Below are 24,038 nucleotides of genomic sequence, written 5' to 3'. Positions count from 1 at the left end.
CGCCCCGCGCCCGCGGTCCATCTCACCACCGGCGGGCACGCGGCGCAGCGCGGAGCGCCCCGAGAACGGGTGGGTGCGTCTGTCGTCGCTGGGACGACGACAGACGCACCCGGAGCCGTCCTCAGTCGTCGCCGTCGCCGTGGCTGCCCGCGGTCGCGGCCGGGGTGTCGCCCCAGACGGCCTTCGCCCCGGACTCGCCCACCCGGTAGACCTGCACCAGGTTTGCCGCCGCCACCACCACGGCCAGCACCGCCACCACCAGGCCCAGCGCCCCCGGACGGGCCGACCGCACCGGCTCGGTCGTGCCGTCGACCGGACGGGCCGCCCGCCGGTGCAGCCAGACCAGAGCGGCCGCCAGGACCAGCAGCGGCAGCGCGAACCAGAGCAGCTGGTCGCCCAGCTCGGCGTGCCGGCCCGGGTCACCTACCCGCTGCTCCAGGCTCTCGCCGCTGGAGGTGGCCACCGGGATCGCGGCGGTGGCCAGCGCGGAGATCACCACGACGAGCACCCCGAAGCGGCCCCGCCACGAGGGCCGTACGGCCAGGGCGACCACGCCGAGCGCGGCCAGCGGCAGGAGGACGACGACGGCGTGCACCACGAGCGGGTGCAGGGGCAGTCCGTTGACGGTGTCGGGCACGGTCTTCTCCTCGAGGAGCTCGCAGGCTTCGCTGTCCGCCCCACCCTGCCCACCGTTTCTTGCGAAGTTCTTGCGCCGCCTTACCCGCCCCGCCCGCCCCACCCGGCGGGTGGGGCCTGATTCACGGAAAGAGTGGCCATCCGGCACGGAATGACCCCGCTTTCCGTGAAAACGGCGGGGCGGCGGAGCGGCGGAGCGGGCAGCGGGTGGGGTCAGGCCGCCGCGGGTAGGACGAGGGTGAAGGTGGCGCCTTGGCCGGGGGTGCCGGTGACGTCGACCGTGCCTCGGTGGGCGAGGGCGACGTGCTGCACGAGGGCCAGGCCCAGGCCGAAGCGGCGGCCCGCACCGGAGGCGCCGTGGGCGAAGCGGTCGAAGAGGCGGTCGGCCTCGGTCGGGTCGAGCCCCACCCCGTCGTCGGCGACCGCGGCGCGGACCCGGTCGTCCCGCCGCAGCACGCTCACCCGCACCGTGCCGCCGGGCGGTACGTGGCCGATCGCGTTGTCGACCAGGGCGGTCAGCGCCCGGCGCAACGCCGTCCGGGCACCCCGCACCGGGGCCGACCCCGCCGCGTCGACCAGCAGCTCCACCTCCCGGCCCTGCGCGTACGGGCCCATGCTGGCGACCACCTCACGGGCCACCTCGGCCAGGTCGACGACCGTGTCGGGCAGCGGCTGGTGCTCGGCGGCGGCCGAGACGAGCAGGTCCTCGACCACCTCGCCGAGCGCCCGGGTGTCCGCCACGAGCTGGTCGAGCTGGTCGGTGAGCCGCTCCGCCGGCTGGGTGCGGCCCCGCCGGGCCAGCAGCTGCGCCCGGGTGTGCAGCACGGTCAGCGGGGTGCGCAGCTCGTGCGAGGCGTCCGCGACGAAGCGGCGTTGCAGGGCCAGCGCGGTGGCCAGCGGCGCGACCGCCCGCCGGGCCAGCAGGGCGGCGGCCACCAGCGCACCGGCCAGCCCGGCAAGCTCGGCGACGAGCAGCGCGAGGGCCAGTTGGCCGCGCTGCCGGCGCAGCGGGCGCAGGTCGGCGGCGACCGCCCAGCGGCTGCCGTCCGGCCGGCGGGCCACCAGCACCCGCACCGGCCGGTCATCGCCCGCGCTGGCGTCGAACCGGCCCGGTGGTCGCCGCACCGCCTGATCGAGTACGCGGACCAGCTCCGGCGGCGCGCTCCGGGTCACCTCGACGGCCGTCGCGCCGGCTCGCTGCCGGGCAAGGTACTGCCCCGGCGGCGGGTCGTCCACGTCCTCCGCCACCGCCAGCACCCGGGTCAGCGTGCCGTTCAGCGCCCGGGACTCCTGCCGGCTGGTCAGCACGAACATCAGCGCGCCGACCAGCAGCAGCACCACCCCGATCGCCCCGGCGGTCTGCGCGACGCTGCGGCGGCGGGCCCGGACCAGCCGGATCTCGTCCACGTCACTCCGCCCCGAGCCGGTAGCCCAGCCCGTGCACCGTCCGGACGGCGTCCCGGCCCAGCTTGCGGCGCAGGTGGTGGACGCAGGCGTCGACGGTGCCCGGCGCGTCGGCGTGGTCGAACGCGGCACTGAGCAGCTCGGCCCGGGTGAAGACCTTGGTCGGGCGGCCGGCCAACGCGTGCAGTACGGCGAACTCGCGCGCGGAGAGCGGGATCTCGCGCGGGCCGTCGAGCACCCGGCGGTTGGCCACGTCGAGCCGGCGGCGGCCCAGCGGCAACCAGCCGGCGGTCTCCGGGTGCCGGCGGCGCAGCGCCCGCAGCCGGGCCAGCAGCTCGGCCACCTCGAAGGGCTTGACCAGGTAGTCCTCCGCACCGGCGTCCAGCCCCTCGACCCGGTCGGCCAGCGCGCCGCGGGCGGTGAGCAGCAGCACCGGGCAGGTGATCCCGCGCGCCCGGAGCCGGGCGACCAGCTCCAGCCCGTCCAGCACCGGCAGTCCCCGGTCGACCACCATGAGCTGGTAGTCGCGGCTCAGCGCGAGGTGCAGGCCGGTGTGCCCGTCGCCGGCCACGTCGACGGCGTAGCCCTCCTCGTCGAGCAGGTCGGCCAGCAGCCCGGTCAGCGCGCGGTCGTCCTCGACGAGCAGCAGGCGGGGCCGGGTGCTCTCCACCCGCCCAGTATTCACCCGCGGCCGGAGGGCTCCGGCCGGGCCGCTCAGTCGGTGTCCGGGACCGGGTCGTCGTACTGGCCGGGTGGTCCGGCGTAGGAGGTGTCGCCGACCCGGGGCCAGGCGTTCGGGGTGCAGCCGTGCAGTCCGAGCGTCTGCTGCTGCATGACCGGGGCCGGGTCGCCGACGCCGGGGCAGCGCTCGTGGTCGTGGCCCAACCGGTGGCCGACCTCGTGGTTGAGCAGGTACTGCCGGTAGCGGGCCAGGTCGCCGCCGAACTGCGGCACCCCGCGCGCCCAGCGCGCCACGTTGATCACCACCTGGTCGCCGTTGCGGCAGGAGGTGTAGCGGTCGGTGGGGTCGGCGCAGAGCCGTCCCCGGGTCTGCGGGGTGGTCAGCAGCACGGTGAAGTCGGCGCGGGTCTCCGGGCCGACGCGTTGCAGCCGCCACCGCCCGCCGCCGGTCCAGCCGCGCGGGTCCGCCAGCACCGCCGCCACCTCCCGGCCGAACCGTTCTACGTCGACCGTGTCGATGCCCTCCTCGACGGCCACCCGGTACCGCAGGAGCTGTCCCGTGCGGCCGGCCACCGCGCCCCGGGCGGTGGCGGTGCGGAACCGGCCCGTACCCCGGGACGGATAACTCAGGGTCGGCTCGGGCCGCCGGGTGGTCGGGCCGGGGGCCGGGGTCGCGGGCGGGGACGGCCGCGGGTGGGCGGACGGCGGACCGGCCGGCCGGACCCCGGCCGCGATCAGCAGGTCGGGGTGGGCCGCGTACGCGCCACCGGCGGCGACGCCGACCACGACCAGCAGCGCCAGCAGGGCCGTCGGGCCGGCCCGGGACACCCGGGGCCGGCGGTGGAGCCCGCTGGTCGTTCGCCCGCGCACATCGATCTCCGTCCGTCGCCCTGGCGGTGCTCGGTCAGGAGTACGCACGCCGGGCCCCGATGGTTGAACGACCCGGCCGACCGCTGCGACGTGGCCGTGGTGGCGGTCACCCGTCGGCGGAGCGGTTCCGCCGGTACCGTTCCTGCACGGGTGGGCAGCTCGCCGCCCCGGGTCGCCCCGCATCGGGCCGACCGTCGAGGAGGGGACCCGCCCGTGCCGGACGCCGAGGAACTGGTCGCCGCCGCCCTGACGGCGGCGCGCGGCACCGACGTACGCGAGGCCGAGCGCGCGCTCGACCGGCTGGTGGTCGGCGCGCCGGCGGCGGTGGACGCGGCCCTGCTGGCCCGGCTGACCCGCGCGGTCGGGCGGCTCTGGCTGCGCGGCTGGCAGCCGGTCGACCTGGACCGGCTGGCGACCCGACGGCTCGAACCCGGTGCCGCCCGGCTGCTCCGGGACACCGCCGCCGCGCAGCGCCGGGACCAGCGTGGCCCGGTCCCCGCGTGGTTCGACGACCAGCTCGCCGAGCTGGGCGGGCGGTGGGACGACGACGCCGACTGGCTGACCCGGCGGGCGGACGGCGACCGGATCACCGCCCTGCGGGACGCGGTGGACGCCCTCGTCCTGGTCGAGGGGCTGCCGCCGATCGCGGTGCTCCGTCCGCCGCCGGGTCGCCCGGACGCGACCCCGAGGGGCGACGCCGGGAAGTCCGGCTCGCGGATGCTGGACCGGGTCCGGGCGCTGCTGGCGAAGGCGGAGTCGACCACCTTCCCCGCCGAGGCGGAGGCGCTGACCGGCAAGGCGCAGGAGCTGATGGCCCGGCACAGCATCGACGCCGCGCTGCTCGACGCGACCGCCGAACGCCCCGACCGGCCGAGCGGCGTCCGGATCGGCACCGACGCCCCGTACGCGGCGGCGAAGGCGCTGCTCGTGCAGGAGGTGGCCGGCGCGAACCGGTGCGAGTCGGTCTGGTCGGACGACCTGGGCTTCGCCACCGTGCTCGGCTTCCCGGCCGACCTGGCGGCGGTCGAGCTGCTGCACACGTCCCTGCTGGTGCAGGCCACCTCGGCGATGCTGCGCGGCCGGGGCGAACGGCGGTCGAAGAGCGGCAGCCGGCGCACGAAGGCGTACGACGAGTCGTTCCTCAACGCGTTCGCGCTGCGGATAGGGGAACGGCTGCGGGCCGCCACCGAGGCCGCCGGGCAGGAGGCGGTCGCGGCGCGGGGCGCGGACGCCCTGCTCCCGGTGCTCGCCGCCCGCTCCGACGCGGTCCGGGAACGGCTGGACACGCTCTTTCCCGGGGTGACCCGGCACCGGCTGGCCGTCCGGGACGCGGAGGGCTGGACGTCCGGCACCTCGGCGGCCGACCGGGCCTCCCTGGACGCCGACGCCCCCGCCCGCCAGCAGGTACGCGGGCGTCGCTGACGACTTCCCGCAACTTCTCCGGCGAGGATGTCGGGTACGGCGCCCCGGCTCCGACCAGGCACCGAGAGGCGCCACCGCCGGTGGCCCGCACCTTCGAGGAGTTGCACCGTGAAGTACATGCTGCTGATCTGGAACCGTCCCGGCTTCGTCGAGGAACTCACGGAGCAGGAGCGGAACACCATCTTCGGTGACGTCGACGAGATCATGAAGAAGCTCACCGAGTCGGGTGAGCTGGTCGGTGGCGAGGCGCTGGCCGACCCGTCGCAGACCCGTACCGTCCGGAAGGGCGGCACCGGCGCGGAAATCACCGACGGGCCGTTCCTGGAGAGCAAGGAGCAGTTCGCCGGCTATCTGATGGTCGACTGCGAGAGCCCGGAACGGGCGGCGGAGATCGCGGCGAGCTGGCCCGACGTGCGGTACGGCGTCGGCGTGCTGGAGGTCCGGCCGCTGATGCACCAGGCCGGCACGGACGGGTGACCGACCCCGGGCCCGCCGTCGAGGACCTGCTGCGCACCCTGGCGCCGCAGGTCCTCGGCGTGCTCGTCCGCCGGCACGGCCAGTTCTACGCCTGCGAGGACGCCGTCCAGGAGGCCCTGCTCGCCGCCGCCGTCCAGTGGCCCGCGCAGGGCGTGCCGGAGCAACCGCGATCGTGGCTGGTCACCGTGGCGAGCCGCCGGCTGACCGACGAGTGGCGCAGCGAGCGTGCCCGCCGGCAGCGCGAGGTCGCGGTGGCCCGACGGGAGCCGGCGTACGCGGGCGTCGCGCCGGCCGCCGACGAGGAGCCGCCGGCCGGGGACGACACGCTGACCCTGCTCTTCCTCTGCTGCCATCCCGCGCTGACCGGCCCCGCGCAGGTGGCGTTGACGCTGCGCGCGGTCGGCGGGTTGAGCACCGCGCAGATCGCCCGGGCCTACCTGGTGCCGGAGGCGACGATGAGCCAGCGGATCCGGCGGGCCAAGCAGCGGATCGAGGCGGCCGGCGCCCGCTTCACGCTGCCCGCGCCGGACGAGCGCGACGCGCGGCTGCGCACCGTGCTGCGCGTGCTCTACCTGGTCTTCAACGAGGGGTACACCGCTTCCGGTGGCGCCGACCTGCACCGGACGGAGCTGACCGCGGAGGCGATCCGGTTGACCCGCCGGTTGCGCCGGCTGCTGCCGGACGACGGCGAGGTCGCCGGCCTGCTGGCGCTGATGCTGTTGACCGACGCGCACCGGGCCGCCCGGACCGGACCGGCGGGCGAGCTGGTGCCACTGGCCGAGCAGGACCGCACCCGGTGGGACCGGGACGCCATCGACGAGGGGGTCGCCCTGGTCACCGAGGCGTTGACCTGGTCGCCGCCCGGGCCGTATCAGCTGCAGGCGGCGATCGCCGCGGTGCACGCCGAGGCACCTTCGGCGGCGGCCACGGACTGGCGGCAGATCGTCGCCCTCTACCGGCTGCTCGCCCGGCTCGCGCCGAACCCGATGGTGACCCTCAACCTGGCCGCCGCGGTGGCCATGGTGGACGGCCCGCGCGCGGGGCTGGCGCTGCTCGCCCCGCTCGACCACGACGAGCGTACGGCCGGGCACCACCGGCTGGCCGCCGTGCGCGGGCACCTGCTGGAGCTGGCCGGGGAGCGGGCGGCGGCCCGGGCGGCGTACCTGGCGGCGGCGCGGGGCACCACGAGCCGGCCCGAGCAGCGTTACCTGGAGCTGCGCGCCGCCCGGCTGGCCACCGGCGGACCGGCGTGAGGGTCAGACCCGGCACTGCTCGCTGAGGCGCTGGGGGATGCCGACGAAGGTCGAGCTCAGCCACTTCACCGGGGTGGCGGAGTCGGCTCCGGCGTCGATCTGCTTGGCGGTGGCGGTGATCAGTGCCTTGATCTCCGGGTCCGTCGCGCGGGCGGCCTGCCCGCGTACGTCGTCGGCGAGGTCGGCCAGGTCGCTCTTCACCTCGGCGTTGATCTGCTCGGGGGTGAGTTCCCGGCGGGTGGCCGACGCGGAGCCGGCGGCGATCTCCTTGCTCTTGGTGATGATGAGCTTGTCCACGGTGGAGCAGACCGCAACGGTGTTGGCCGCGGTCGCCGGTGACGGCGAGGACACCGGGGAGGTGGTGACCGCCGGAGCGGCCTCCGGGTCGGCGCTCGGCGCGGCGGGGGTGCTGCTGCCGGCCGGGGCGGCGGCCTCGTCCGTTCCGGTGGACTGGCAGCCCGCGGCGAGCGCGGTCATCGCCACCAGGGCGGCGGCACGGATCACGGTGGTTCCGGACATCGTTCTCCCCGTACGTCATCGGCCGGGCAGCACGCCGGGCCGGCGTTGGCCGGCCCGGCGGTGTGCAGTCGTACGTCAGCTCTTGAAAGCGTCCTTGATCTTTTCACCGGCCTGCTTGAGGTTGGACTTGGCCTGGTCGTTACGGCCCTCGGCCTCGAGGCGCTCGTTGTCGGTGGCCCGACCGAGGCCCTCCTTGACCTTACCGGCGGTGTTCTCGGACGCGTTGTCGATCTTGTCGTCGATACCCATTGCGTACCTCCACTCGGCGGTTTCCGTTACGCCCGGAGATGTACCCCACCCTGCCCGGACTCAACCGTCTGGGTGCGAACAGTCACCCGACCGGACGAAAGCGGCGCAGCCGGAGGCTGTTGGCCACCACGAAGACCGACGAGAAGGCCATCGCGGCCCCGGCGATCATCGGGTTGAGCAGGCCGGCGGCGGCCAGCGGCAGGGCGGCCACGTTGTAGGCGAACGCCCAGAACAGGTTGCCCTTGATGATCGCCAGGGTGCGCCGGGAGAGCCGGATGGCGTCCACGGCGGCCATCAGGTCGCCCCGGACCAGGGTGAGGTCCGACGCCTCGATCGCCACGTCGGTACCGGTGCCCATGGCCAGTCCCAGGTCGGCCTGGGCGAGCGCGGCGGCGTCGTTGATCCCGTCGCCCACCATCGCCACGGTCCGTCCCTCGCCCTGGAGCCGCTCGACCACGTCCACCTTGTCGGCGGGCAGCACCTCGGCGGTCACCCGGTCGATGCCGACCTCGGCGGCCACCGCCTGCGCGACCGTGGTGTTGTCGCCGGTGAGCAGCACCGGGGTGAGCCCCAGCTCCCGCAGCCGGGCGATCGCGGCCCGGCTGGTCGGCTTGACCACGTCGGCCACCGCGAGGACACCCCGGGCCCGGCCGTCCCACCCGGCGAGCACCGCCGTCCGCCCGGCGGCCTCCGCCCCGGTCACCGTCCGCACGACCTCCTCGGGTACGTCCAGACCCCGCTCCCGCAACAGCCGCAGCCGCCCGACCACCAGGTCACGACCGTCGACCGACCCGGTCACGCCGAGCCCTTCGAGGTTGGCGAAGCCGGTCACCGGCGGCAGGTCGCCCGCCTCGGCGGCACCGGCCGCGATCGCCTGGGCGATCGGGTGCTCGCTGGCCGCCTCCAGCGCGCCGGCCAGCCGGAGCAGCTCGTCGGCGTCCTCGCCGGTGGCGGGGAGCACGTCGACCAGGGTCATCTTCCCGGTGGTGACGGTGCCGGTCTTGTCCAGCACGACGGTGTCCACCTGCCGGGTCGACTCCAGCACCTCGGGGCCCTTGATCAGGATGCCGAGCTGGGCGCCCCGCCCGGTGCCGACCAGCAGCGCGGTCGGCGTGGCCAGGCCGAGGGCGCACGGGCAGGCGATGATCAGCACGGCCACCGCGGCGGTGAAGGCGGCGGTGGGCCCCGCGCCGGAGCCGAGCCACCAGCCGAGAGTGCCGACGGCCAGGGCGATCACGATCGGTACGAAGACGCCGGAGATCCGGTCGGCGAGCCGCTGCACGGCCGCCTTGCCGGTCTGCGCCGCCTCGACCAGCTTCGCCATCTGGGCGAGCTGGGTGTCCGCACCGACCCGGGTGGTCCGGACGACCAGCCGGCCGCCCGCGTTCACCGTCGCGCCGACCACGGTGTCGCCCGGACCGACCTCGACCGGCACGGACTCGCCGGTGAGCATGCTGGCGTCGACCGCCGAGGTGCCCTCGACGACGACACCGTCGGTGGCGATCTTCTCGCCGGGTCGGACCACGAACCGGTCCCCCACCACGAGCTGGTCGACCGGGAGGCGGGTCTCCTGCCCGCCGCGCAGCACCGCAACCTCCTTGGCGCCCAGTTCGAGCAGCGCGCGCAGGGCCGCGCCGGCGGTCCGCTTGGAGCGGGCCTCGAAGTAGCGGCCGGCGAGGATGAAGACGGTGACCCCGGCCGCCGCCTCCAGATAGATGTTGCCGGCGCCGTCGGTGCGGGTGATGTCGAAGCGGAACGGGTGGGTCATCCCCGGCATCCCGGCGTCGCCGAGGAAGAGCGCCCAGAGCGACCAGCCGAACGCGGCGAGGGTGCCGAGCGACACCAGGGTGTCCATGGTGGCGGCGCCGTGCCGCAGGTTGATGAGCGCGGATCGATGGAACGGCAGCCCGCCGTAGACCACCACCGGGGCGGCCAGCGTCAGCGACAGCCACTGCCAGTAGTCGAACTGCCAGGCCGGGACCATGGCGAGCAGGATCACCGGTACGGCCAGCGCCACCGACACCCACAGCCGGGTCCGCAGCCCGCGCAGCTCGTCCACCGGCTCCGCCACGGCCTCCGCCCCGGCCGAGCCGGGCGGCGGCGGTACGACGGCGGTGTAGCCGGTCTTCTCCACGGTGGCGATCAGGTCCGCCGGGGCGACCTCGTCGGCGTACCGGACGGTGGCCTTCTCGGTGGCGTAGTTGACGGTCGCCTCGACGCCGTCCATCCGGTTGAGCTTCTTCTCGATCCGGGCGGCGCAGGACGCGCAGGTCATCCCGCCGATCGCGAGTTCGATCCGGTTCGGGGCGACCGGCAGCGGCTTGGCGGTCGAGGTCATCGCGGCACCTCCTGTCCGTGGTGCCCGCCGGCCACGACGGTGAACTCGGCGGTGTGCACGGTGTCGCCGTGCCGGAAGTCCAGATAGAGACGGTAGGCCCCGGCCGAGGGCACCTCGGCGAGGAAGCTGACCGCCGGGCCGGCCGGGGTGCGCCCGTCGCCGGGTGCGCCGGTCGGGTGCACGTGCAGGTACGCCAGGTCGCCCTGACGCAGCGCCACCAGGTGCCCGTACGCCCCGAGGTAGGGCTGCAGGTCGGTGACCGGTTGCCCGTCCCGGCTGACGGTGAGGGTCAGCTCGCTGGTCCGGCCCGGTTCGGGCGTGCCGGTCAGGGTGACGGTGTAGCCGTCGACGGTGGTGCTGGTGGCCGGCGCGGGCAGCGGCCGGTCGGCCAGGGCGCCGGGGACGGTCACGTCGACCCCGAGGGTCAGCGGCTCCCCGCCGCTCGGGGTGAAGTCGGCGAACGCCCGCCAGACGCCGGGGCCGGCGAGCGGCGTGGCGACCCGCCAGGTGCCGTCGGTGGCCAGTTCCGGGTGGACGTGCCGGAAGCCGGAGAGGTCCCGGCGGGCGACGATGAGGTGCATGCGCTTGTCGTGCGCCACGTCGTAGCGGGTGACCGGTGCGCCGTCCGGGCCGGTGACCCGGAAGGCGAACTCCCCGGTGGGCGCGGCCACCGGGTGCAGCGTGTAGCCCCGGTCGGAGACGAGCAACCCGCCGGGCAGGTGGGTGGTGGTGTCGTCGGTGGCGTGGTCACCGTCGGAGTGACCGGTGCCGGTGGTGTCGTGCCGGGTGGTGGCGACGGGGGTGCCGGGGCCGGCCACCTGGCCGACCCCGTACGCCGCGCCGAACACCGCCGCGAGGCCGAGGGCGAAGCCGCTCAGCTTTGTCGCCGTGTTCATCGTGATACCTCGGTTCTGCGGGTCCGCGGACCCGTCACGCCCCGACGAGGTCGTAGCCGGCCTCGTCCACGGCGGCGCGGACGGTGTCCGTGTCCAACGGGCTCTCACTGGTGACGGTGACCTGGCCGGAGGCCAGCTCCACCTGGACGTCGCTGACGCCCGGAAGCGCGCCGAGCTCGGTGCTGACCGAGTTGACGCAGTGCCCGCAGGTCATGCCCTGCACCTGGTACGTGGTGGTGACCATGTCGCTTTCTCCTTCCGACCTCCTCACTATATACCCCCTAGGGGTACCAGCAAGGCGGACGTCTCCCTGATTGACGTGTGTCTGGTTACAGTCGCCCGGGTCAGGCGTCGACCGGCACCCGGTCAGCCGCCGGCACCGGCGCTGGTCGACGGAGGGTGACCGCCGCCAGGACGGCCCCGACCAGCGCGACCACGGCCGCGCCGACGAACGCCGCCGAGAAGCCCTCGGTGAGCGCCCCGGGATCGCCCAGCCGATCCGCGCCGCGGGAGGTCGCGACCGCCGTCATCGCCGCCAGGCCGAGCGCGGACCCGACCTGGTAGGTGGTGTTCACGATGCCCGAGGCCAGGCCGCCCATCTCCGGGGCGACCGCCCCGATCGCGGCCATGGTGGCCGGGATGAACACCAGCGACATGCCGACCGCCGCCACCAACGAGCCGGGCAGCACGTCCACCGCGAAGCTGCCGTCCGGGTCGGCGGAGGCGAGCAGGCCGAGCCCGGCGGCGAGCACCACCAGGCCCACCACGATCAGCGGCCGGGTGCCGAACCTGGCGATGAGCCGGCCGGTGACGGCGACCATGAGGACCATCATCAGTGCGGTCATCGGCAACAGTGCGGCGCCGCTGGCGAACGCGCCGAAGCCCAGGACCTGCTGGATGTAGAGGTTGAGGAAATACCACATCGGGATCCACGCGGCACCGAGCAGCGCCATCGCGAGGTTGGCGGCGGCCAGATTCGGCGTACGCCAGACCGAGAGCGGCATCAGCGGGCTGCGGACGACCCGCTGCCAGCCGACGAATCCGAGGAGCAACACGACAGCCGTGGCGAGTTGGGCCACCGTCTCCGGCGACGACCAGCCGCGCTCGGGCGCCCGGACGATGGCGTACACGGCGAGGGCCAGTCCGCCGGTGACCACCACCGCGCCGGCCAGGTCCAAACTTCCGCGTCGACCCGGCACCCGGGGCAGGGTCGTGGGGGTGAGGGCCAGGGTGAGCAGCCCGATCGGCAGGTAGATGACGAACACCCACGGCCAGCTCAGCCACTCGGTGACGGCACCACCCATGAACACACCCGCGGTGCCGCCGGCCGGCGCCGCCGCCCCGTAGAAGGCGAGCGCCCTCGGCAGCTCCGCCGGCTGACCGGCGAAGAGGAACATGAGCAGAGTCATCGCCGCGGGGGCGATGAGCGCGGCGCCGACGCCCTGCACGGCGCGGCCGGCCACCTCCGTGGCGGCGTCGCCCGCGACGGCGGCCAGCACGGATCCCAGGACGAGGATCGCCCAGCCGGTGGCGAAGACCCTCCGGGCGCCCCACAGGTCGGCCAGCCTGCCGCCGAGCAGCAGCAACCCGCCGAAGGCGACCACGTAGGCATTGAAGACCCATTGCAGGCCCTGCGGGGAGAAGCCCAGATCACGCTGCATGTCGGGCAGCGCGACCGCGATGATCGAGGTGTCCATGATGACCATGAACTGCGCGGCGGCGAGCACGGACAGTGCCCACCAGCGTCGCGGGTCAGCAGACATTGCGAGTCCTTCCTGACCCCGGCGCCGTACGCCGGGGCGAACGCGTGACCGCCTCGGCGGTCACGAACCTCTGATCTGGTAGCCGGCGTCGGTGACGGCGGCGTGGACGGCCTGGTCGGAAGCCGAGCCGGCGACGGTGAGCCGGCCGGCGGCGAGATCGATCCGGACATCGGTGACGCCCGGGACCGCACGTACCGCCGCGTCGACCTTGGCGGCGCACGGCTGGCAGGACATGCCGTCGATCAGGTGGGTGCGGTCGCCCGCGTCCGACTCGGCGGGCTCCGCGGCGGTGCCTGCGGGGATGTGCTGACGGCAGCCCATGACTGACTCCTCTGGTAGGGGTACCCGGTAGGGGTATAACCGCCTGAGGACCGTAGCATACCCGCCGGGGGTACCGGTACCCTTGGTGTCATGACCGCACCGACGACCCCGACCCGGGGCTACACCGCCAGCAAGGACCAGCTGCTCGCGCGGCTCCGCCGCATCGAGGGGCAGGTCCGGGGCATCGAGAAGATGGTCGAGGACGACCGCTACTGCATCGACGTGCTCACCCAGATCTCCGCCATCCAGGCCGCCCTGGACAAGGTGGGCCTCGGCCTGCTCGACGGGCACGCCCGGCACTGCATGCACGAGGGCGCCGTCGAGGGACGCGCCGACGAGATGGCGAGCGAGATGATGGCCGCCGTCGGCCGACTGATGAAGCGCGGCTGACCAGGACCTTCGGCCCGTACGCCGGGGTCCGCCGGCCCCACCCCGGCGACCCCCGACCCCCGTAGATTCGATGGTGGCGACCGGTGCCGGCGCCCCCGGCGCCCCGGACCGGCCGACCCCGAGCACGGACGGGAGGGCGGCCCCATGATGTGGAACGGCCCGATGATGGGCTGGATGTGGGTCTGGTCGCTGCTGGTGCTGGCGGTCCTGGCGATCCTGGTGTGGCTGGTGGTCCGGCTGACCGCCGGCCACCCGCAGCCGGCCGGCACCACCTCGGCCCGGCGCATCCTCGACGACCGGTACGCCCGCGGCGAGATCGACGAGGAGGAGTACCGGCGCCGTCGCGCCGGCATCGGCTGAGCCGGCACCACCGGGTGCCCGGACCGGACCCGGTCCCGGCACCCGGCGATCGGCGTCAGAGCCGGTCGAGGATCTTCTTCATGGTGGCGATCTCGCCCTGCTGCGCGGTGACGATCCGCTCGGCGAGGGCCTTGGCGTCGGCGTTGGCGCCCTTCGCGGTCTCCTCCTGCGCCATGGTGATCGCGCCCTCGTGATGGGCGATCATCATGGTCAGGAACTGCCGGTCGAAGTCCGCACCCGACGCCGCCGTCAGCTTCGCCATGTCGGCGTCGGACATCATGCCGGGCATGCCGTGGTCCATCGCCGGCATCGAGGTGCCGTGGCCGGCGCTCGCCGCGGGAACCGGCGCGCCCCAGGTGCCGAGCCAGCCCGTCATGGTGGCGATCTCCGGGGCCTGGGCCGCCCGGATCTCGCCGGCCAGCTTCTTCACCTCCGGGTCGGCTGCCCGGGTGGCGGCCAGGTCGGCCATCTCCACGGCCTGCTGGTGGTGCGGGATCATCATCTGGGCGAACATCACGTCGGCGGCCCCGAACGAGGCCGAGGCGCCCGTCGGCGGGGTGGCGCTGGCACCCATCCCCGGCATGCCGTGGCCGGAGCCGGAGGTCGAGTGGTCCGCGCCGCCACAGGCGGCCAGGGCGAGGGCGGCGACGGTGGTCGCGCCGGCCAGGGCGGCACGACGCGCGATGGTACGAGTGGACACGGGAAGAACCTTTCGGAGTCGGAACGTACGCGGCGGAACGGGACGCGGGGGATCCCCGCGTCGGGCGTTCCTATCTGCGCAGCACCGACGCCGTGGCCAGGCGCAGCCCGACGGGACGGGGTGGGGGTGCCCGTGGTCCCTTCACGCGCGACGACCCGACAGCGGGCCGTACGCCGACCGGTCGACGACGCAGCAGCACGACGACCAGCAGCACCAGCGCGAAGCCACCCAGCACGGCCAGGCAGACGCTCCAACCTGCCGGGTCGCCCCCGGACGGGCCGAGCGGAACCGCGAGCGCCGCCCCGCAGCCGTCCCCGGCGCAGTCGACGGTCCGTCCGGACGCCGACGCGACCTTCGGCACGACGGGAAGCGCCCCGGCGGCCCCGTTCGAGCCGTGACCGGAGACGGCCACGCCTGCCATGTCCACGACATGACCGGAGACCGCACCGGCGGCCATCTCCACGACCGCGTCGGCTAGGTGCTCCGCCGGAGCGGAGGCGTGCGCGCCGGGCCCGTCGGAGGCGTGTGCGCCGTGGCTGTCGGAGGCATGTGCGCCGTGGCCGAGGGTGTGCATCGCGGCCAGCCCGACCAGGGTGCAGCAGAGCAGCACGAGCCGCATCCACCGCCCGGTGGTCACGCCCGCCTCGGTCCGCACGCCCACCACGGTAGCGGCTCGGCGGTGACCCGCCGCGACGAACCGTCCGGTCACTCCGGCGTGAGCCGCACCCGGCGCAGCAGCTGGGCGTTGAGCGCCACCACGATCGTCGAGGCGGACATCAGCACCGCCGCCAACGCCGGGCTCAACGCCACCCCCGCCCAGGCCAGCACGCCGGCGGCGAGCGGCAGCGCGACCACGTTGTAGCCCGCCGCCCAGGCCAGGTTCTGCACCATCTTGCGGTACGACGCCCGGGAGAGCCGGACCACGCCGGCCACCCCGCGCGGATCCGAGGAGGCGAGCACCACCCCGGCCGACTCGATCGCCACGTCCGTACCGGCCCCGATGGCGATGCCGACGTCCGCCCGCGCCAGGGCGGGGGCGTCGTTCACCCCGTCACCGACCATCGCCACGGTCAGTCCGCGCCGCTGGAGTTCGGTGACCTTGGCGTCCTTGTCGGCGGGCAGGACCTCGGCGAAGACCTCGTCGACGCCGGGCCGGAAGCCCAGGTCGGCGGCGACCGCCTCGGCGACCGGCCGGGCGTCACCGGTGATCATGGCGATGGTCCGGACGCCCTGCGCCCGCAGCTCGGCGATCGCCTCCCGGGCCTCGGGGCGTACCTCGTCGGCGAGGGCGAGCGCGCCCAGCACGGTGTCCGGCAGGCGGACCAGGTGCAGCACGGCCGACCCCCGCTCCGCCCAGCGCCCGGTGACCCGGGCGAGGTCGTCCGGCAGTCGTACGCCCAGCTCGCGCAGGAGGGCCGGGCCACCGACGGCGTACTCGGCGCCCTCGACGGTGGCCTGCACGCCGCGGCCCGGCAGCGACCGGAAGCCGCTCGCTCGCCCGGGCCGGCCCGCCGGCCGACCCGGCGGCGGCGACAATCGCCCGGGCGAGCGGGTGCTCGCTGTCCGCCTCCACCCCGGCGGCCAGCCGCACCACCTCCGGCCCGGCCACACCGGCCGTCCCGGCCACCTCGGTGACGACGTGCCGGCCCCGGGTCAGCGTGCCGGTCTTGTCGAAGAGCACCGCGTCGACCAGGCGCATCCGCTCCAGGGCCAGCCGGTCGCGGACCAGGATGCCGGAGCGGGCCGCCAGGGCGGTGGAGAGGGCGATCACCAGCGGGATGGCGAGGCCGAGCGCGTGCGGGCAGGCGATCACCAGCACGCTCACCGTCCGCACCACCGCCTCGCCGACGTTGCCGAGCAGGCTCCAGACCAGCACGGTGACCACGGCGGTGCCGACGGCGACATAGAACAGCCACGCCGCGAAGCGGTCGGCGAGCACCTGCGCCCGTCCGCCGGCCTGCTGCGCCTGGGCGACCAGCCGCTGGATCCCGGCCAGCGTGGTCTCCTCGCCGAGCGCCTCCACCCGGACCCGGATCGCCGAGTCGGTGGCGACGGTGCCCGCCACCACCCGATCCCCGACCGACCGGGCAACCGGACGGGACTCCCCGGTGATCATGGATTCGTCCAGCTCGGCGCCGCCGTCGACGATCCGTCCGTCGGCCGGCACCCGGCCGCCGGGGCGGACCAGCACCACGTCGTCGAGCCGCAGCTGCGCGATCGGCACCCGTTCGGTGCCCCCGTCGGGCCGTACCCGCTCGGCGTCGTCGGGCAGCAGCGCGGCCAACGCGGCCAGCGCCCCCCGGGCCTGCCCGACGGCCTTCATCTCCTGCCAGTGGCCGAGCAGCATGATGGTCACCAGGGCCGCCAGCTCCCACCAGAAGTCCAGGTCGAACGCGCCCAGGCTGGTGGCCAGCGACGCACCGTACGCGACGGTGATGGCCATCCCGATCAGCAGCATCATCCCCGGGGCGCGGTCCCGCACCTCGCGGACCGCCCCGACCAGGAACGGCCAGCCGCCCCACCAGAACACCACCGAGCCGAGCACCGGCCCGACCAACGACCGGCCAGGGAACTCCAGCGAGTAGCCGAACCAGTCCATCACCATGTGGCTGGTCAGCACCACCGGCACGGTCAGCACCAGGCAGAGCCAGAAGCGTCTCCGGAACATCTCCGGGTCGTGCCCGGCGTGCTTGTCGTGCCCGCCCGCCCCGCCGTGGCCACCCGCCTGCCCGGCGTGGCCGGTCGAGTACCCGGCGTGACCGGTCGCCTGCCCGTGCTCCGTCATGCCTTCACCATGCCGCCCGCCGCCGCGTCGGGTGGCCGGACGCCCCGAGGAGTACGGAGGTCGGATGGTGACACTGCGCAGCGTGACGGCCGGTGTTAAACGCGATGCTGGTCACGCTGGGTCGCAGCGAAATACCGCGTTTGGTGGGCTTCAGGACGTAGCTGCCCGGGAGTGCTCTCGGGTAACCTCGCTGCCGGTCACCGCCGAAGGCGCGCACCGGCGCCTGCGGTGCCGCCGCCCAATCGCCGCACGGCGAACCGGGGAACCAGGTACATGGGGTGAATCCGCGCGAGCGGTAGGGGCCACTTCCGTCCCGAACCCGTCAGCTAACCCGGTCGGCGGTCGACGGAAGGGAACACTGTGACGGCACCCCTGCGCCGCTGGTTGACACCCGTGGTGGCCGTGCTCGCCGCCTTCGCTGTCGTGGCCGGCCCCACCCCGGCGACGGCCGCCCCGACCACCCCCGCCCCCTCGGGGCACGAGGAGGACGACGAGCCGGCGCTGATCACCGACGTGATCGACGCGGCCAACCGGGGCTACATCCAGGCGAAGGCGAAGCTGGCCAAGTCCGAGGAGCGGCAGCGCCAGCTCGCCGCCGAGGAACGCCGGGCCAAGGACGAGCTGGAGGCCCTGAAGCCCCAGGTGGCGCAGATCGCCGCGCAGTCGTACCGGACCGGCCGGATCGGCGCGATGGCCATGCTGCTGGAGAGCAACGCGCCGGACTCGTTCGTGAAGCGGGCCGCCGCGCTGGACGAGCTGAACATGGTCAACGAGCAGAAGCTCGCCGACGTCAGTGCGGTGCGCAACCGCGCCGAGCAGGCCCGGCTGGCGGTCGAGGCCGAGGTACGCGAGCAGGCGAAGCTGACCAACGAGATGGCCCGCAAGAAGAACGAGGCGGAGAAGTCGCTCGCCCTGGTCGGCGGGCTGGGCTTCACCGGTGGTCTGGTCTCGGCCACCTCCCCGGTCGCCCGGGTCGCCCCCGGTCGCGGCTCCGACGGTGACTGGCGTCCGGAGTCGTGCAGCGAGAACGATCCGACCACCTCCGGCTGCATCACCCCGCGCACGCTGCACGCGTACAAGGAGGTCAAGCGGGCCGGCTTCAACCGCTTCGTCGGCTGCTACCGGCCGGGTGGGCCGTGGGAGCACCCGAAGGGCCGGGCCTGCGACTGGTCGTTGCAGAACAGCGGCTTCTCCCCCTGGCACAACAACGACACCCGCCGGTACGGCAACAACCTCGCCGCCTTCCTGATTCGCAACGCCGACCGGCTCGGCATCTACTACGTGATCTGGAACCGGCAGATCTGGTTCCCGGCGACGGGGTGGAAGTCCTACAGCGGCCCGTCCAACCACACCGACCACGTACACATGTCGTTGCTCTGAGCCGGCGACGTACGACGAAGGGGCCGTCCCCGCGATCACGCGGGGCGGCCCCTTCGTTCTGGTCCGAGGGCGCTCAGCCGGTGACGGCGGGAGCGGTCCGGTCCGTCGCGGTCTGCTCGCCCGCCGGCACGGTGGTCACCGTGCGCACCTCGCCGGCGCTCAGCCGGTACGACATGCCGACCACCGCGCACCGCCCGGCGGTGACCCGCTCGGCCAGCACGGTGGAGTTCGCCAGCAGCGCCTCGACGGTCTGCGCGATGTGGATGTCGACGATCCCGTCGATGGTGGTGACGCCCTGCTCGGCGGCCCGCTGCAGGCTCGGCACGACGGCGTCGACCACCGCCCCGAGGTGGCCGGCCGGCGGCGTGCCGGTGGTCGCCACGTCCCTGGCGGCCTGCACGGCGCCGCACGAGTCGTGGCCGAGCACCACGATCAGCGGGGTGCCGAGCACGGTCACCGCGTACTCGACGCTGCCGAGCACCTCGGGGCCGACCGTGTGGCCGGCCGTCCGGACCACGAAGAGGTCACCGAGGCCACGGTCGAAAATGATCTCGGCGGCGAGCCGGGAGTCCGAGCACCCGACGATCACCGCGAACGGGTGCTGCCCGTCGGCGACCGCCGTCCGGTGGTCGGCGTCCTGGTTGGGGTGGCGCGGCGCGCCGCCGACGAATCGCCGGTTGCCCGCGTACAGCTCGGCGAGCGCCTGCTCCGGAGTGTTCGGGGTCATCCCCACCTCGTCCCTGGCACGAAAACGACCTGGTCAGCCCGGCCGGCGACGGAGGCGGCCTCGCCTCCACCGTCACACGCAGCGAAAGATACGTCAAGATTTACGTGATCCACATTTCACGCGTCGGAAATCCCTTGACCCTCAGTGGTCACGCGCGTGCCGAAGGCACCGTCGGGCCGAGGCCCGCACCCGGAACCACGAGGAGGGCCCTACCATGTCCGACATGGCGACGACAGCAGGCGAGAACGGGAGCAGCCGGAACTGGACGTTCCTCACCAACCACGGGCACGTGCTGCTCGCCATCGCGCGTAACCCCACCGCCCGGCTGCGCGACGTCGCCGACGAGGTCGGCGTGACCGAGCGGGCCGCCCAGGCGATCGTCGCCGACCTGGAGGCCGACGGCTATCTGCACCGCACCCGGGTCGGCCGGCGCAACGAGTACACGGTGAACCCGAGCGGGCACTTCCGGCACCCGGCCGAGGCGGCCCAGCGGATCGGCGCCCTGCTGGCGCTCTTCACCGACGAGCCGGCGGGCGACTCCACCAGCAGCTGAGACCGCCGGGGCGGGCAGCATCCGCACCCCGGCGCGCACCCGCACACCCAGGTATACGTACTAGGTATACCTCATGTGTATAGTCCCCGGCATGTCGATCGGTCACACCTTTCTCGGCCTGTTGGAGTCGAGCCCCCGCCACGGGTACGACCTCAAACGGGCGTACGACGAGCGGTTCGGGCAGGCCCGCCCGCTCCCCTTCGGCCAGGTCTACGCGACGCTGTCCCGGCTGCTGCGCAACGGCCTGGTGGAGGTCGAGTCGGTCGAGCCGGGCGAAGGCCCGGAACGCAAGCGGTACGCGATCACCGACGCCGGGATCACCGACGTCCAGCAGTGGCTGTCCCAGCCGGAGAAACCCGAGCCCTACCTGCAGAGCACCCTCTACACCAAGGTGGTGCTCGCCCTGCTGACCGGTCGCCCGGCGGCCGACCTGCTGGACACCCAGCGCGCCGAGCACCTGCGGCTGATGCGTGAGCTCACCCGCCGCAAGACCCGCGGCGACCTCGCCGACCAGCTGATCTGCGACCACGCGCTGTTCCACCTGGAGGCGGACCTGCGCTGGCTGGAACTGACCGCCGCGCGCCTCGACGAGCTGGCGAAGGAGCTGCGCCGATGACCGGGGAGCCACTGCTGGTCGCCGAGGAGCTGCACCGGTCGTTCGGCCCGACGCCCGCGCTGGCCGGCGCCTCGCTGGCCGTACGGGCCGGTGAGGTGGTCGCGGTGATGGGGCCGTCCGGCTCCGGCAAGTCCACCCTGCTGCACTGCCTCGCCGGCATCGTCACGCCCGACTCGGGCACGGTGCGCTACCGGGGCGTCGACCTGGCCACCCTCTCCGACGCGGGACGCAGCGCGCTGCGTCGTCGGGAGTTCGGCTTCGTCTTCCAGTTCGGGCAGCTCGTCCCCGAGCTGACCTGCCTGGAGAACGTGGCGCTGCCGCTGCGGCTGGAGCGGGTACGCCGACGCGAGGCCGAGCGGCGGGCCGCCGAGTGGCTGGACCGGCTGGAGGTGGGCGACGTGGCCGGCAAGCGACCGGGCGAGGCGTCCGGCGGGCAGGGCCAGCGGGTGGCGGTCGCCCGGGCACTGGTCGCCGGCCCCGGGTGGTCTTCGCCGACGAGCCGACCGGCGCGCTGGACTCGCTCAACGGCGAACGGGTGATGCGGCTGCTGACGGCGGCGGCCCGGGACAGCGGCGCCGCGGTGGTGCTGGTCACCCACGAGGCGCGGGTGGCCGCGTACTCCGATCGGGAGGTCGTGGTCCGCGACGGCCGGGCCCGCGACCTGGAGCGGGCGGCGTGACCGGCGTGGCGACGCCGCGGCGCGGTGGCCGGCTGCGGGCCGGCGTCGGCGACCTGCTGCTCGGCGCGCGGCTGGCGTTCACCGGCGGCCGGGAGGGCTGGACCCGGACCGCGCTGACCGCGCTCGGCGTCGGCATCGGGGTGGCGATGCTGCTGCTGGCCGCGGCGGTCCCCGGCGCGCTCGACGCCCGGCAGGAGCGGGGCGCGGCCCGCAACGACCAGGGCCAGGGCGCGGAGCTGCAGACGGCAGCAGCGAACACCATGCTGGTGACGGCGGTGGACACCGCCTTCCGGGAGCGCCCCGTCCGGGGGCGGATCCTCCACCCGGAGGGGCCCGCCGCGCCCGTCCCGCCCGGCCTGACCGCGCTGCCGCGCGACGGGGAGGTGGTCGTCTCCCCGGCACTGCGGGAAGTGCTCGACTCGCCCGACGGCGCGCTCCTCGCGCCCCGGCTGGGCGGGGCGCGGGTGGTCGGCACGATCGGCCGGGACGGGCTGGCCGGCCCGCACGAACTCGCCTTCTACCTTCGCGACGACGACGTGCCGACGGAGTCGGCGGTGCGGATCGACGGCTTCGGCGGCGGATCGCCGGGCGAGGAGTTCGGCCCGCTCCTGGTGCTCCTGGTGGTCGTCGTCTTCGTGGTGCTGCTGCTGCCGATCGTGGTCTTCCTGGGCGCGGCGGTCCGCTTCGGCGGGGAGCAGCGGGACCGCCGGCTGGCCGCACTGCGGCTGCTCGGGGCGGACACCGCGATGGTGCGCCGGATCGCCGCCGGGGAGGCGGCCGCCGCCGCCCTGCTCGGGCTGGGCGTCGGCGGCGTGCTCTTCGCGGCCGGCCGCCGGCTGGCCCCGCTGGTCACCCTCGCCGACATCAGCGTGTACGCCGACGACCTGCGTCCCCTGCCGGCACTGGTGGCGGTGGTGGCGCTCGCCGTACCACTGCTCGCGGTGGGGGTGGCGCTGCTGGCCCTGCGCCGGGTGGTGGTCGAGCCGCTGGGGGTGAGCCGCCGGGCCACCCCGGTCCGGCGCCGGCTCTGGTGGCGGCTGCTGCTGCCGGCCGCCGGACTCGCCCTGCTCCAGCCGCTGACCAGCGTCCGCACCGAACGGTCACTGGCCGTCCAGGGCCAGGTGGCGGCCGGCGCGGTGCTCCTGCTGGTCGGCACCGTCACCCTGCTGCCCTGGCTGGTCGACCTGCTGGTACGCCGGCTGCGCGGCGGCCCGCCCGCCTGGCAGCTCGCGGTCCGCCGGCTCCAGCTGGACAGCGCCACCTCGGCCCGCCTGGTCAACGGGGTGGCGGTCGCGGTGGCCGGCACCATCGGCCTGCAGATGCTGGTCGTGGGCGTGCAGGACGAGTTCCGGCACCCGAGCGGGCAGGACCCGACCCGGGCCCAGGTGGAGGTCCGGGTCCGGCCGGGCACGACGGAGCCGGCGGTGGCGCTGGCCCGCCTGGCCGCCATCCCGGGCGTGTCCGGGAGCGTGGGCACCCTGTCCACGGTGGCCACCGCCGTACCCGCCTCCCCCGCCCGGCCCGGCGATCCCCGACCGGCGGAGGGCCCCGGCCCGGCCGCGGGCCCGACCGACGAGGCACCGCCGATCGCCGACGTACGGATCGGCGACTGCCGGGCGCTGGCCGAGTTCGCCCGGCTCGACTCCTGCGTCGACGGGGACGCCTTCCTGGCCCGGCCACCCGGGTCGGACCGGTCGACCGCCGGGTTCGCCCCCGGCGACCGGGTGACCATCGGTGACGGCACCTCGACCTGGACCGTGCCGGCGGGAACCCGGGCGGCCACCTCACGGCCGGATCCGGTGGGAGGGCTGCACGACGGGCTGCTGCTCACCCCGAAGGCCGCCGCCGCCCTCCCGCCGAGCCGGTCGACCGCCGTCGTGCTGCTCAGCCTCGACCCGGCCGACCCGGACGCGGTGGAGCGGATCCGCACCGCCGCCGCCGGCCTCGATCTCCTCGCCTCGGTCTCCCGCCTCAGCCCGGTCACCGAGGACAGCAGGTTCACCGACGTCCGTCGCGGGCTCTCCGTCGGCGCGGTGGTCACCCTGCTGCTGATCGGGGTGAGCATGCTGGTGGGCGTCCTGGAGCAGCTCCGCGAACGGCGTCGGCTGCTCGCCATGCTGGTCGCCGTCGGCACCCGGCGGCGCACCCTGAGCTGGTCGGTGCTGGGGCAGACCGGCGCGCCGGTGCTGGTCGGGCTGGTCCTGGCGGTGCTCTTCGGGCTGGGTCTCGGCGCCGCCCTGCTGCGGATGGTCGGTGCGCCCCTCGTGGTGAGCTGGCCGGTGATCGGGCTCGGCGTCGGCCTGGGCTGTGCCGTGGTGCTGCTGGTGACCGCGGCGAGCCTGCCGGTGCTGTGGCGACTGACCCGGCCGGACGGACTGCGCGCGGAGTGACGAGGTGGTCCACCCGGTGGCACGGGGCACCGGGTGGACCGTCCACATGCGTCGACGTGGGCCGGGTCACGTCGCTGAGGAAGATCGTCGAGCTGCACGAGGCGGACCTGACCGATAGGTTGATGTGGTGCTGCTCGAAGCGTTCGCCCCGACCCTCTGGGCGGCGACGCTGCGCACCCTGCGGGAGCTGACCCGGCTCGCGGTCACCGCCCTCGTGCTCGTCGTCGGTTTCGGCGGCGTCGCCGCCACGTCCACCGTCGGCGCGCTCCGACCTGTGGCCGCCCCGGAGTTCCGGTCCGCCGGTTCCCTCGTCGCCGCGGCCCCGGGCCGGCACATCGTCGCCGACCCCGGGTCCCCCGTGGTGGGTTCCTCGCCCACCGTCGGTGCGGCGGAGACCGTCGACCGGGCGACCGGCGCGCAGGACGCGCCGGCACCCGGTGTCCGCGTGCAGCGACCGGACCGGCACGAGGTGGCTCTCCGCCCGTCGGCCCGCACCGTGGTCGCGCCCGCCGATCCGGGCCGGGACGCCGTCGCCCGACGCGGCCCCCCGCTCGTCTGAGCCGCCGGCCGTCTTCCGCACGGCCCACGTGTCCCTGCCGACCCGATCGGGTACGACCCCGTGCGGAACT

The 24,038-nt window shown here is 74.8% G+C and carries 25 protein-coding genes, 2 pseudogenes and 1 riboswitch; of the genes and pseudogenes, 11 read left to right on the top strand and 16 right to left on the bottom strand.

Annotated elements, in window-relative coordinates:
- Positions 1 to 121 precede the first annotated feature (121 nt).
- The 4 genes from MRQ36_RS15695 to MRQ36_RS15680 form a co-directional block, all read right to left on the bottom strand.
- Entirely contained in the window at positions 122 to 637 is a 516-nt protein-coding gene (locus MRQ36_RS15695) for a DUF2231 domain-containing protein (protein WP_242796307.1), read from the bottom strand.
- A gap of 212 nt (positions 638 to 849) precedes the next feature.
- Positions 850 to 2,043: a cell wall metabolism sensor histidine kinase WalK gene (locus tag MRQ36_RS15690; protein WP_242796305.1), complete on the bottom strand. Its 1,194-nt coding sequence runs from the start codon at positions 2,041 to 2,043 to the stop codon at positions 850 to 852.
- Between the two features lies 1 nt (position 2,044).
- Positions 2,045 to 2,710, bottom strand: a complete 666-nt coding sequence (locus MRQ36_RS15685; protein WP_242796303.1) for a response regulator transcription factor — start codon at positions 2,708 to 2,710, stop codon at positions 2,045 to 2,047.
- Positions 2,711 to 2,754: 44 nt separating this feature from the next.
- Entirely contained in the window at positions 2,755 to 3,513 is a 759-nt protein-coding gene (locus tag MRQ36_RS15680) for a DUF3152 domain-containing protein (protein WP_278188321.1), read from the bottom strand.
- Positions 3,514 to 3,804: 291 nt separating this feature from the next.
- Between MRQ36_RS15680 and MRQ36_RS15675 the strand changes: the two genes are divergently transcribed.
- The 3 genes from MRQ36_RS15675 (at position 3,805) to MRQ36_RS15665 (ending at position 6,743) form a co-directional block, all read left to right on the top strand.
- Positions 3,805 to 5,013, top strand: a complete 1,209-nt coding sequence (locus MRQ36_RS15675) for a DUF2786 domain-containing protein (RefSeq protein ID WP_242796298.1) — start codon at positions 3,805 to 3,807, stop codon at positions 5,011 to 5,013.
- Positions 5,014 to 5,130: 117 nt separating this feature from the next.
- The gene (locus MRQ36_RS15670) at positions 5,131 to 5,490 is read left to right on the top strand and encodes a YciI family protein (RefSeq protein WP_242801142.1); all 360 of its coding nucleotides are present in this window, start codon (positions 5,131 to 5,133) and stop codon (positions 5,488 to 5,490) included.
- Positions 5,487 to 6,743 carry an RNA polymerase sigma factor gene (locus MRQ36_RS15665; RefSeq protein ID WP_242796297.1) on the top strand — a complete coding sequence of 419 codons (1,257 nt, stop codon included), beginning with the start codon at positions 5,487 to 5,489 and terminating at the stop codon, positions 6,741 to 6,743. The genes MRQ36_RS15670 and MRQ36_RS15665 overlap by 4 nt, the downstream gene beginning before the upstream one ends.
- Before the next feature lie 3 nt (positions 6,744 to 6,746).
- Here MRQ36_RS15665 and MRQ36_RS15660 read toward each other — a convergent pair whose 3' ends face one another.
- From MRQ36_RS15660 to MRQ36_RS15630, 7 genes are all read right to left on the bottom strand, one after another.
- Complete coding sequence (locus MRQ36_RS15660) at positions 6,747 to 7,262, bottom strand: hypothetical protein (protein WP_242796295.1); 516 nt, start codon at positions 7,260 to 7,262, stop codon at positions 6,747 to 6,749.
- A 75-nt stretch (positions 7,263 to 7,337) separates the two neighbouring features.
- The gene (locus MRQ36_RS15655) at positions 7,338 to 7,511 is read right to left on the bottom strand and encodes a CsbD family protein (protein ID WP_242796293.1); all 174 of its coding nucleotides are present in this window, start codon (positions 7,509 to 7,511) and stop codon (positions 7,338 to 7,340) included.
- Positions 7,512 to 7,593: 82 nt separating this feature from the next.
- Positions 7,594 to 9,849 (bottom strand): cation-translocating P-type ATPase, encoded by a 2,256-nt coding sequence (locus MRQ36_RS15650; protein WP_242796291.1) that lies wholly within the window; start codon positions 9,847 to 9,849, stop codon positions 7,594 to 7,596.
- On the bottom strand, positions 9,846 to 10,745 hold the full coding sequence (locus tag MRQ36_RS15645; RefSeq protein ID WP_242796289.1) for a DUF748 domain-containing protein: 900 nt from the start codon (positions 10,743 to 10,745) through the stop codon (positions 9,846 to 9,848). Before MRQ36_RS15645 ends, MRQ36_RS15650 begins: the two co-directional genes overlap by 4 nt.
- 34 nt (positions 10,746 to 10,779) lie before the next feature.
- Complete coding sequence (locus MRQ36_RS15640; RefSeq protein WP_242796287.1) at positions 10,780 to 10,989, bottom strand: heavy-metal-associated domain-containing protein; 210 nt, start codon at positions 10,987 to 10,989, stop codon at positions 10,780 to 10,782.
- Positions 10,990 to 11,089: 100 nt separating this feature from the next.
- Positions 11,090 to 12,508, bottom strand: a complete 1,419-nt coding sequence (locus tag MRQ36_RS15635) for an MFS transporter (RefSeq protein ID WP_242796285.1) — start codon at positions 12,506 to 12,508, stop codon at positions 11,090 to 11,092.
- A 60-nt stretch (positions 12,509 to 12,568) separates the two neighbouring features.
- Complete coding sequence (locus MRQ36_RS15630) at positions 12,569 to 12,829, bottom strand: heavy-metal-associated domain-containing protein (protein ID WP_242796283.1); 261 nt, start codon at positions 12,827 to 12,829, stop codon at positions 12,569 to 12,571.
- A gap of 90 nt (positions 12,830 to 12,919) precedes the next feature.
- Between MRQ36_RS15630 and MRQ36_RS15625 the strand changes: the two genes are divergently transcribed.
- The gene (locus tag MRQ36_RS15625) at positions 12,920 to 13,219 is read left to right on the top strand and encodes a metal-sensitive transcriptional regulator (RefSeq protein WP_242796281.1); all 300 of its coding nucleotides are present in this window, start codon (positions 12,920 to 12,922) and stop codon (positions 13,217 to 13,219) included.
- A gap of 144 nt (positions 13,220 to 13,363) precedes the next feature.
- On the top strand, positions 13,364 to 13,579 hold the full coding sequence (locus tag MRQ36_RS15620) for an SHOCT domain-containing protein (RefSeq protein ID WP_242796279.1): 216 nt from the start codon (positions 13,364 to 13,366) through the stop codon (positions 13,577 to 13,579).
- 55 nt (positions 13,580 to 13,634) lie between these two features.
- Here MRQ36_RS15620 and MRQ36_RS15615 read toward each other — a convergent pair whose 3' ends face one another.
- From MRQ36_RS15615 to MRQ36_RS34450, 4 genes and pseudogenes are all read right to left on the bottom strand, one after another.
- Positions 13,635 to 14,279: a DUF305 domain-containing protein gene (locus MRQ36_RS15615; RefSeq protein ID WP_242796277.1), complete on the bottom strand. Its 645-nt coding sequence runs from the start codon at positions 14,277 to 14,279 to the stop codon at positions 13,635 to 13,637.
- A 70-nt stretch (positions 14,280 to 14,349) separates the two neighbouring features.
- Positions 14,350 to 14,934 (bottom strand): hypothetical protein, encoded by a 585-nt coding sequence (locus tag MRQ36_RS15610; RefSeq protein WP_242796275.1) that lies wholly within the window; start codon positions 14,932 to 14,934, stop codon positions 14,350 to 14,352.
- 50 nt (positions 14,935 to 14,984) lie between these two features.
- Positions 14,985 to 15,740 carry an HAD-IC family P-type ATPase gene (locus MRQ36_RS34455; RefSeq protein WP_374250237.1) on the bottom strand — a complete coding sequence of 252 codons (756 nt, stop codon included), beginning with the start codon at positions 15,738 to 15,740 and terminating at the stop codon, positions 14,985 to 14,987.
- 91 nt (positions 15,741 to 15,831) lie between these two features.
- Positions 15,832 to 16,602 (bottom strand): annotated as a pseudogene (locus MRQ36_RS34450) (HAD-IC family P-type ATPase); the annotation flags it as partial.
- 687 nt (positions 16,603 to 17,289) lie between these two features.
- A riboswitch (cyclic di-AMP (ydaO/yuaA leader) is annotated at positions 17,290 to 17,420 on the top strand.
- 4 nt (positions 17,421 to 17,424) lie between these two features.
- Between MRQ36_RS34450 and MRQ36_RS15595 the strand changes: the two are divergent.
- A complete protein-coding gene (locus tag MRQ36_RS15595; protein WP_242796273.1) occupies positions 17,425 to 18,444 on the top strand; it encodes a hypothetical protein in 1,020 nt (339 codons plus the stop codon).
- A gap of 73 nt (positions 18,445 to 18,517) precedes the next feature.
- Here the strand turns inward: MRQ36_RS15595 and MRQ36_RS15590 are convergent, their stop codons facing one another.
- Positions 18,518 to 19,171, bottom strand: a complete 654-nt coding sequence (locus tag MRQ36_RS15590) for a carbonic anhydrase (protein WP_242796271.1) — start codon at positions 19,169 to 19,171, stop codon at positions 18,518 to 18,520.
- A gap of 214 nt (positions 19,172 to 19,385) precedes the next feature.
- Here MRQ36_RS15590 and MRQ36_RS15585 point away from each other — a divergent pair, with 214 nt between their 5' ends.
- The 5 genes and pseudogenes from MRQ36_RS15585 to MRQ36_RS15565 all read left to right on the top strand — a co-directional run bounded on the left by MRQ36_RS15585 (position 19,386) and on the right by MRQ36_RS15565 (position 23,968).
- The gene (locus MRQ36_RS15585) at positions 19,386 to 19,724 is read left to right on the top strand and encodes a MarR family winged helix-turn-helix transcriptional regulator (protein ID WP_242796269.1); all 339 of its coding nucleotides are present in this window, start codon (positions 19,386 to 19,388) and stop codon (positions 19,722 to 19,724) included.
- A 91-nt stretch (positions 19,725 to 19,815) separates the two neighbouring features.
- On the top strand, positions 19,816 to 20,340 hold the full coding sequence (locus tag MRQ36_RS15580; RefSeq protein ID WP_242796268.1) for a PadR family transcriptional regulator: 525 nt from the start codon (positions 19,816 to 19,818) through the stop codon (positions 20,338 to 20,340).
- Positions 20,337 to 21,019: pseudogene (locus MRQ36_RS15575) on the top strand (ABC transporter ATP-binding protein). The gene MRQ36_RS15580 and the pseudogene MRQ36_RS15575 overlap by 4 nt, the downstream one beginning before the upstream one ends.
- Positions 21,016 to 23,409 (top strand): FtsX-like permease family protein, encoded by a 2,394-nt coding sequence (locus MRQ36_RS15570; RefSeq protein ID WP_242796267.1) that lies wholly within the window; start codon positions 21,016 to 21,018, stop codon positions 23,407 to 23,409. The pseudogene MRQ36_RS15575 and the gene MRQ36_RS15570 overlap by 4 nt, the downstream one beginning before the upstream one ends.
- A 127-nt stretch (positions 23,410 to 23,536) precedes the next feature.
- The gene (locus MRQ36_RS15565; protein ID WP_242796266.1) at positions 23,537 to 23,968 is read left to right on the top strand and encodes a hypothetical protein; all 432 of its coding nucleotides are present in this window, start codon (positions 23,537 to 23,539) and stop codon (positions 23,966 to 23,968) included.
- The last annotated feature ends 70 nt before the right edge of the window (positions 23,969 to 24,038 follow it).

The organism is Micromonospora sp. R77, assembly GCF_022747945.1.
GTDB lineage: Bacteria > Actinomycetota > Actinomycetes > Mycobacteriales > Micromonosporaceae > Micromonospora.
Note: the sequence above shows the minus strand (reverse complement) of the source record. Positions and strands in the feature narration are given on the sequence as shown.

Bases quoted from the DNA above. Each gene is read 5' to 3' on its own strand.
- MRQ36_RS15625 (WP_242796281.1), top strand. From the start codon at position 12,920: ATGACCGCACCGACGACCCCGACCCGGGGCTACACCGCCAGCAAGGAC.
- MRQ36_RS15630 (WP_242796283.1), bottom strand. From the start codon at position 12,829: ATGGGCTGCCGTCAGCACATCCCCGCAGGCACCGCCGCGGAGCCCGCC.
- MRQ36_RS15650 (WP_242796291.1), bottom strand. From the start codon at position 9,849: ATGACCTCGACCGCCAAGCCGCTGCCGGTCGCCCCGAACCGGATCGAA.
- MRQ36_RS15645 (WP_242796289.1), bottom strand. From the start codon at position 10,745: ATGAACACGGCGACAAAGCTGAGCGGCTTCGCCCTCGGCCTCGCGGCG.
- MRQ36_RS15670 (WP_242801142.1), top strand. From the start codon at position 5,131: ATGCTGCTGATCTGGAACCGTCCCGGCTTCGTCGAGGAACTCACGGAG.
- MRQ36_RS15635 (WP_242796285.1), bottom strand. From the start codon at position 12,508: ATGTCTGCTGACCCGCGACGCTGGTGGGCACTGTCCGTGCTCGCCGCC.
- MRQ36_RS15590 (WP_242796271.1), bottom strand. From the start codon at position 19,171: ATGACCCCGAACACTCCGGAGCAGGCGCTCGCCGAGCTGTACGCGGGC.
- MRQ36_RS15660 (WP_242796295.1), bottom strand. From the start codon at position 7,262: ATGTCCGGAACCACCGTGATCCGTGCCGCCGCCCTGGTGGCGATGACC.
- MRQ36_RS15620 (WP_242796279.1), top strand. From the start codon at position 13,364: ATGATGTGGAACGGCCCGATGATGGGCTGGATGTGGGTCTGGTCGCTG.
- MRQ36_RS15655 (WP_242796293.1), bottom strand. From the start codon at position 7,511: ATGGGTATCGACGACAAGATCGACAACGCGTCCGAGAACACCGCCGGT.
- MRQ36_RS15580 (WP_242796268.1), top strand. From the start codon at position 19,816: ATGTCGATCGGTCACACCTTTCTCGGCCTGTTGGAGTCGAGCCCCCGC.
- MRQ36_RS15585 (WP_242796269.1), top strand. From the start codon at position 19,386: ATGTCCGACATGGCGACGACAGCAGGCGAGAACGGGAGCAGCCGGAAC.
- MRQ36_RS15640 (WP_242796287.1), bottom strand. From the start codon at position 10,989: ATGGTCACCACCACGTACCAGGTGCAGGGCATGACCTGCGGGCACTGC.